This window comes from Microcystis sp. M53598_WE2 (genome assembly GCF_030067735.1).
Taxonomy (GTDB): Bacteria; Cyanobacteriota; Cyanobacteriia; order Cyanobacteriales; family Microcystaceae; genus Microcystis; species Microcystis aeruginosa.
Genome location: NZ_JASJFE010000646.1, coordinates 1 through 5,964, shown reverse-complemented (window position 1 = coordinate 5,964; position 5,964 = coordinate 1). Strand labels below are relative to the sequence as shown.

General features: G+C 43.5%; 6 protein-coding genes and 1 pseudogene. 3 read left to right on the top strand and 4 right to left on the bottom strand.

Features of this window, described 5'->3' with window-relative positions; all coding sequences use genetic code 11:
* Nucleotides 1-133: 133 nt before the first annotated feature.
* Together PX636_RS13125 and PX636_RS13120 are read left to right on the top strand one after the other, a co-directional pair.
* A complete protein-coding gene (locus PX636_RS13125) occupies nt 134-733 on the top strand; it encodes a Uma2 family endonuclease (RefSeq protein ID WP_110579428.1) in 600 nt (199 codons plus the stop codon).
* A gap of 122 nt (nt 734-855) precedes the next feature.
* Nucleotides 856-1,323, top strand: coding sequence for a DUF29 domain-containing protein (locus PX636_RS13120; RefSeq protein ID WP_044035021.1), 468 nt, complete (start codon nt 856-858; stop codon nt 1,321-1,323).
* Between the two features lie 76 nt (nt 1,324-1,399).
* Here the strand turns inward: PX636_RS13120 and PX636_RS13115 are convergent, their stop codons facing one another.
* From PX636_RS13115 to accC, 3 genes are read right to left on the bottom strand one after another with little or no spacing between them, the layout of a single operon-like run.
* The gene (locus tag PX636_RS13115) at nt 1,400-1,975 is read right to left on the bottom strand and encodes a Uma2 family endonuclease (RefSeq protein WP_288117527.1); all 576 of its coding nucleotides are present in this window, start codon (nt 1,973-1,975) and stop codon (nt 1,400-1,402) included.
* Between the two features lie 26 nt (nt 1,976-2,001).
* Complete coding sequence (locus PX636_RS13110) at nt 2,002-2,571, bottom strand: Uma2 family endonuclease (protein WP_288117525.1); 570 nt, start codon at nt 2,569-2,571, stop codon at nt 2,002-2,004.
* A 43-nt stretch (nt 2,572-2,614) separates the two neighbouring features.
* Entirely contained in the window at nt 2,615-3,961 is a 1,347-nt protein-coding gene (accC, locus tag PX636_RS13105) for an acetyl-CoA carboxylase biotin carboxylase subunit (RefSeq protein WP_288117523.1), read from the bottom strand.
* Nucleotides 3,962-4,259: 298 nt separating this feature from the next.
* On the opposite strand from accC, the gene hisD reads away from it, so the two are divergent.
* On the top strand, nt 4,260-5,516 hold the full coding sequence (hisD, locus tag PX636_RS13100; protein WP_002798756.1) for a histidinol dehydrogenase: 1,257 nt from the start codon (nt 4,260-4,262) through the stop codon (nt 5,514-5,516).
* A 61-nt stretch (nt 5,517-5,577) separates the two neighbouring features.
* Here the strand turns inward: hisD and PX636_RS13095 are convergent.
* Nucleotides 5,578-5,873 (bottom strand): annotated as a pseudogene (locus PX636_RS13095) (transposase).
* Nucleotides 5,874-5,964: the final 91 nt, after the last annotated feature.

Here is a 5,964-nt window from a genome sequence, read left to right as displayed (position 1 = left end):
TGAACCCGCCCGATCGAGGTGGAAGCTTCCCCAAAAAATCGGGAATTTGGTCAGCGCAAGCTCAAGAAGTCTGAGCAAAAACTTGACAAATAATCTTTAATAGTATATGTAAGTTCCACCTGATCAAAGGATTATGTTAGCAGTTACTACCTCACCCGAAACCCTCTCCTTAGAAATTCCTAGCGCGATCGCTCTCTCTATCACCCTTGAACAGTTTGAAGCCCTTGCGGTGGTCAACCGGGACTTAAAATTAGAACGTACAGCCCAAGGAGAATTAATCGTGAATCCCCCGACAGGTGGCGAATCAGGACAGCGAAATTTTCGTATAACAGGACAATTGTTTCGCTGGTGCGAAGAAAATGAAGCTTTAGGAGTCGGGTTTGACTCTTCCACTGGATTTATACTGCCAAATGGGGCGATTCGTTCTCCTGATCTATCTTGGGTGAGTCGAGAACGCTGGGAATCTTTAACCCCTAAGCAGAAAAAGGGATTTATTCCCCTCTGTCCCGATTTTGTGGTGGAATTGCGCTCTGAATCTGATAGTCTTGACAAATTACAGAAAAAACTGCTCGAATATAGGGAAAATGGCGCAAGGTTAGGCTGGTTAATCGATCCGCAGAATCGGCAAGTTGAAATTTATCGTCAAGGAAAGGAAGTGGAGATCTTAGAAAATCCCACTGATTTGTCGGGTGAAGATGTTTTACCCAATTTTAGCTTAAATTTAAAGCTCTGATGTTTTCGGGAGTAATCCTGCGATATTAGACTTCTGGCAGAAGTCAGGCAAGAGGCAACAGGCAAGAGGCAACAGTGGTAAGAATCGCCGATTGCTCTATTATATTTTTGGGTCATCATCAAATGAGCATCGAAAAGTCTTTAGTCTCGTCAGGTAAAAGTCTTTATCAAGAAGATTTCTACGGATGGTTACAAGAAACCGCTAATTTACTCAAAGAACATCGTTTTGAAAAATTAGACTTAGAAAATTTAATCGAAGAAATTGAAACGATGGGCAGGAGTGAAAAACGAGAACTAGAAAGTCGCTTAACCGTCATTGCCGAACATCTGCTTAAATTGACTTACTGGCTAACTGAAAAGGAAACAAATGCTCAGGGGTGGCGCAGCACAGTTGTTGAACAACGCCGACAAGTTCAACGCTTATTAAGAGAGAGTCCAAGTCTGAGAAGATTGATTCCTGAAATCTGGATAGATTGTTACCTAGCAGCCAGAGAAGATACTTTCAGAAAGTATCAACTTGCTGCTGATTTATTCCCGATTGAATCACCCTTCACCCTTGCAGAAATCCTTGATTATGACTATCTTCCTTAAAAATGAATTCGGTATTTTATCGATGAATACAATGCCTAACAAAGCCAAGCTTTAAACGGCAATCACTACCTCTGATTTACCAAATCAAAGTAAGATTTAAACTAAATTCTGGCAGCATATTTTCCCCCGATAAACTCTCTGGATTAGTGAAAATTTCTACTGCCTGTCCTTGACGATAAATTTCCACTTCTCTAGTTTTTCTATTGATTAACCAACCTAAACGAGTCCCATTATCTAAATATTCCTGCATTTTTTTCCTAGCGGTTTCTAGGCTATCACTAGGAGACATTAATTCAATGACAAAATCGGGAGATAGAGGTAAAAACCTTTCCTTTTGTTGTGGGGTTAAAGCTTGCCATTTATCTAAAGGTATCCAAGCAGCATCGGGAGAGCGATCGGCCCCATTCGGTAGTTTAAACCCCGTGGAGGAATCAAAAACTACACCTAATTTATGTAGGTTATTCCATAACCATAATTGGGCAGTGATTCCAGCGTTAGAATTACCAGTTTCTCCTCCGGTTGGTGGCATAATAATTAAATCTCCTTTTGCGTTGCGTTCCAAACGTAAATCTCGGTTATCCTGACAAAGTTGAAAAAACTGTTCATCGCTGAGTTGCCAAGATTCAAATTTAATTTCTACTACTGTCATCATAGATTCTCTTTTATAGGATTATAGAATTACCAAATATTATCAAGTTCTAAGACAAATTGAGATAAAATATTTTCCCCCGATAAACTCTCTGGATTAGTGAAAATTTCTACTGCCTGTCCTTGACGATAAATTTCCACTTCTCTAGTTTTTCTATTGATTAACCAACCTAAACGAGTGCCATTATCTAAATATTCCTGCATTTTTTTCCTAGCGGTTTCTATGTTGTCACTAGGAGACATTAATTCAATGACAAAATCGGGAGATAGAGGTAAAAATCTTTCCTTTTGTTGCGGGGTTAAAGCTTGCCATTTATCTAAAGGTATCCAAGCAGCATCGGGAGACCGATCGGCCCCATTCGGTAGTTTAAATCCTCCAGAAGAATCAAAAACTACACCTAATTTATGTAGGTTATTCCATAACCATAATTGGGCAGTGATTCCAGCGTTAGAATTGCTGGTTTCTCCTCCAGTCGGTGGCATAATAATTAAATCTCCTTTTGGGTTGCGTTCCAAGCGCAAATCTCGGTTATCCTGACAAAGTTGAAAGAACTGTTCATCGCTGAGTTGAAACGAGTTAAATTTAACTTCTACTGTCATTATTATCCCCAACCTACTCTCGTCTAAAATTCATGGTAACGCGCTAGGGCAAGAGATGTTCTTGGATGAAATTAGTGTAAACATCTCCGGCTAAAAAGGCGGGAGTTTCCAATATTTTACGATGGAAATCAATAGTCGTCGGTACTCCCGTGATCGCACATTCCCGCAGGGCGCGTTTCATGCGTTTAATGGCTATGTCGCGATTTTCTCCCCAGACAATTAATTTACCGATTAGGGAATCGTAATAGGGGGGGATTTCGTAATCGGTGTAAACGTGGGAATCCATGCGGACACCGGGACCGCCGGGGGGCAGATAACCGCTAATTTTGCCGGGGTGAGGGCGAAAATTGTGATCGGGATCCTCGGCATTAATGCGACACTCGATCGAATGCCCTCTAAATATCACCTGATCTTGCTTAATTTGCAGTTTTTCGCCCTGTGCCACCAGAATTTGTTCTCGGATCAGGTCTATCCCCGTGATCATCTCCGTGACGGGGTGTTCCACCTGAATACGGGTGTTCATTTCCATGAAGTAAAAATTGCCGTGTTTATCGACTAAAAATTCCACAGTTCCCACCCCGACGTAATTAATCGATTTAGCGGCTTTAACGGCGGCATTACCCATTTTTGAGCGTAAATGGGGCGTTAAGAAGGGGCTGGGTGCCTCTTCTAGCAGTTTTTGGTGTCGTCGCTGAATCGAACAGTCTCTTTCTCCTAAATGGATCACGTTACCGTGACTATCGGCCAAAATCTGAAACTCGATATGTCGGGGACATTCGATAAATTTTTCTAGATATACTCCTGAATTGCCAAAAGCCGCTTCTGCTTCCCCTTGGGCGGCTTTTAACATATTACCTAGTTCATCTGCACTCTTGACAAGACGCATCCCACGCCCTCCACCGCCGGCGGTGGCTTTGATCAGGACAGGATAACCGATGTCATCAGCGATACGTTTTGCTTCCGCTTCTGAGGTAATTAAACCACCACTGCCGGGGATAGTGGGAACTCCCGCTTTTTGCATGGTTTTTTTAGCGGTAGATTTATCCCCCATAGCCAGAATAGCACTGGGAGACGGACCGATAAAAGTTAACTGATGATCGGCACAAATTTCGGCAAAGCGGGCGTTTTCTGCCAAAAAACCGTAACCGGGATGGATCGCCGTGGCGTTGCGTGTTAGGGCAGCCGAGATGATATTAGGGATATTTAGGTAACTTTTGCTGCTTGGGGGCGGACCAATACAAACACTCTCATCGGCCAGTTGAACGTGAAGGGCATGGCGATCGATGGTAGAGTGGACGGCAACGGTTCTAATGCCCAATTCTTCGCAACTATGAAGGATTCTTAAGGCGATTTCCCCGCGATTGGCGATTAATATCTTGGCAAACTGCATTGGACGACCACGAGATCAGGCTGGTGTGATAGGCGACTATTTAGTAGAATATCTGGTTTTGTTACCTTGGGGAAATCGGGAAGTGGGGAAGTGGGGTGTGGGGTGCGGGGTGTGGGGTGTGGGGTGTGGGGAGAAAAAATAAAAATAATCTCCTGACTCCTATCTCCTGACTCCTGACTCCTGACGGCTAAATTAACCGACTTCGTCTCCCTCCCCGGTCAAGATGGAAAGCGATAAGCTAGAGTGTGAGGAGTGAAAACTTTTTAATCTCGTTTCGCCCCTAGAGGATAATAGCTCGATGTTGCGAATTATCACAGAGCCATGGTCAGCCAGAACGGAACTGAGACGAATTCGGGAACGGTTCGACGATCCGGAAATTCGGGAAAAAGAATCGCTTGTCCGAGAGATTGTCGAGCAGGTGCGACTTTCTGGCGATCGCTCGTTGGTGGATTACACGGAAAAATTCTACCAACAGTCCCTTAATCTACAACAACTGAAGGTGAGTGGCTCGGAACTCGATGCTGCTTATCAACAGGTGTCGCAGGATTTATTAAATGCGATCGCCGTTGCCTGTGAAAAAATGGAGGCTTTTCATCGTCAGCGTCTTCCCAAAGCTTGGGTCCAGTTTCCTGAGGATGGTACGGTTCGGGGGAAACGTTATCAACCGGTTAACAGCGTGGGAATTGTCGTTCCCGATGGGAAACGGGCCTATCTCAGTTTATTGCTCCAACAGGCGATTCCAGCCAAAATAGCGGGGGTTAAACGGATTGTCATGGTATCTCCTGCCGATGAGGATTTACGCATCCATCCGGCGATTTTAGTGGCAGCCCAATCGGTGGGTATTAGTGAGATTTATCGGGTGGCTGGACCACAGGCGATCGCTGCTTTAGCCTACGGCACAAAAACGATCGCTCCCGTGGAGATGATTGCCGGAATAGGTGATTTTTATACTAATTTGGCTAAAAAACTGGTTTCTGACCATGTAAAAATCGATTATCTCTCTATTACTTCTGATTTGGTTATTATTGCCGATAGTCAAGCCAATCCTAGACAGTTGGCCCTAGATCTATTAGCGCAAGCGGAACAGTATTCCCTAGCGGCAGCGATTTTATTGACGACGGATAAGGCTTTGGCCCTAATAGTACAGGAAGAAGTGCAAAAACAGTTACAGGTACATCCCCAGAGATTGTTAACGGAAAAAGCGATCGCTCATTATGGTTTAATCGTGGTGGTGGAATCATTGGAGAAAGCGATCAAATTATCGAATCTTTTTGCTCCCACCCATTTATCTTTGATGATCGATGAGCCTTGGGAAAAGCTATCTTCTGTGAGACAATCGGGAACTATTCTCCTCGGTTCCACTACTCCAAAAGCGGTGGCTGATTATTTGGGTTGTCCCGTGGGAGTGGAAACTTTTCTCGATTCCGCCACTTTAATCGAATATCCTGCCGATTCTTTCGCCCCCATAGCCCACAATCTGCAAATATTAGCGCAAGCGGAGGGATTTACGGCAACGGACGGGGCTATAGAATCCCGAGGTCAGGACAAGAGCTAGAAAAAGTATAGACCTCTTGTAAAAATCGAAAATCTGGCTCTTCGTTACTATTTATGCTAAATTAACAGACAAAATGCCAAGACAACATACTTCTAACCAAAAAATTACGAAAGTTTCTCAAGCCATAGCCTCTCCGTTTTATTAGTTTAAGTTTATTGTTGATTCCCTCGACCCGACCTTCGTTGTTCTTCGCTCGAAATAACTAATGATTTCTCCACACCAGTTTCGGATTGTTTGACAACTCTTGGTAAATATACTGGCCGATTTTGCCCACCATTCCGAGATGGATAGCGGTTCTTCTATCCTGTTCTTCGAGGTTTCATAAATCTTTCTAAATTCTTCCTTTAATTCCTGCATCTCTTTCAAATTTGGGAACTTTTCTTTGATAGCTTCTAGTTTAATTTTTTGGGGTTCCGTTCAATCTTCTTGATTTTTTAACAGGCTATAT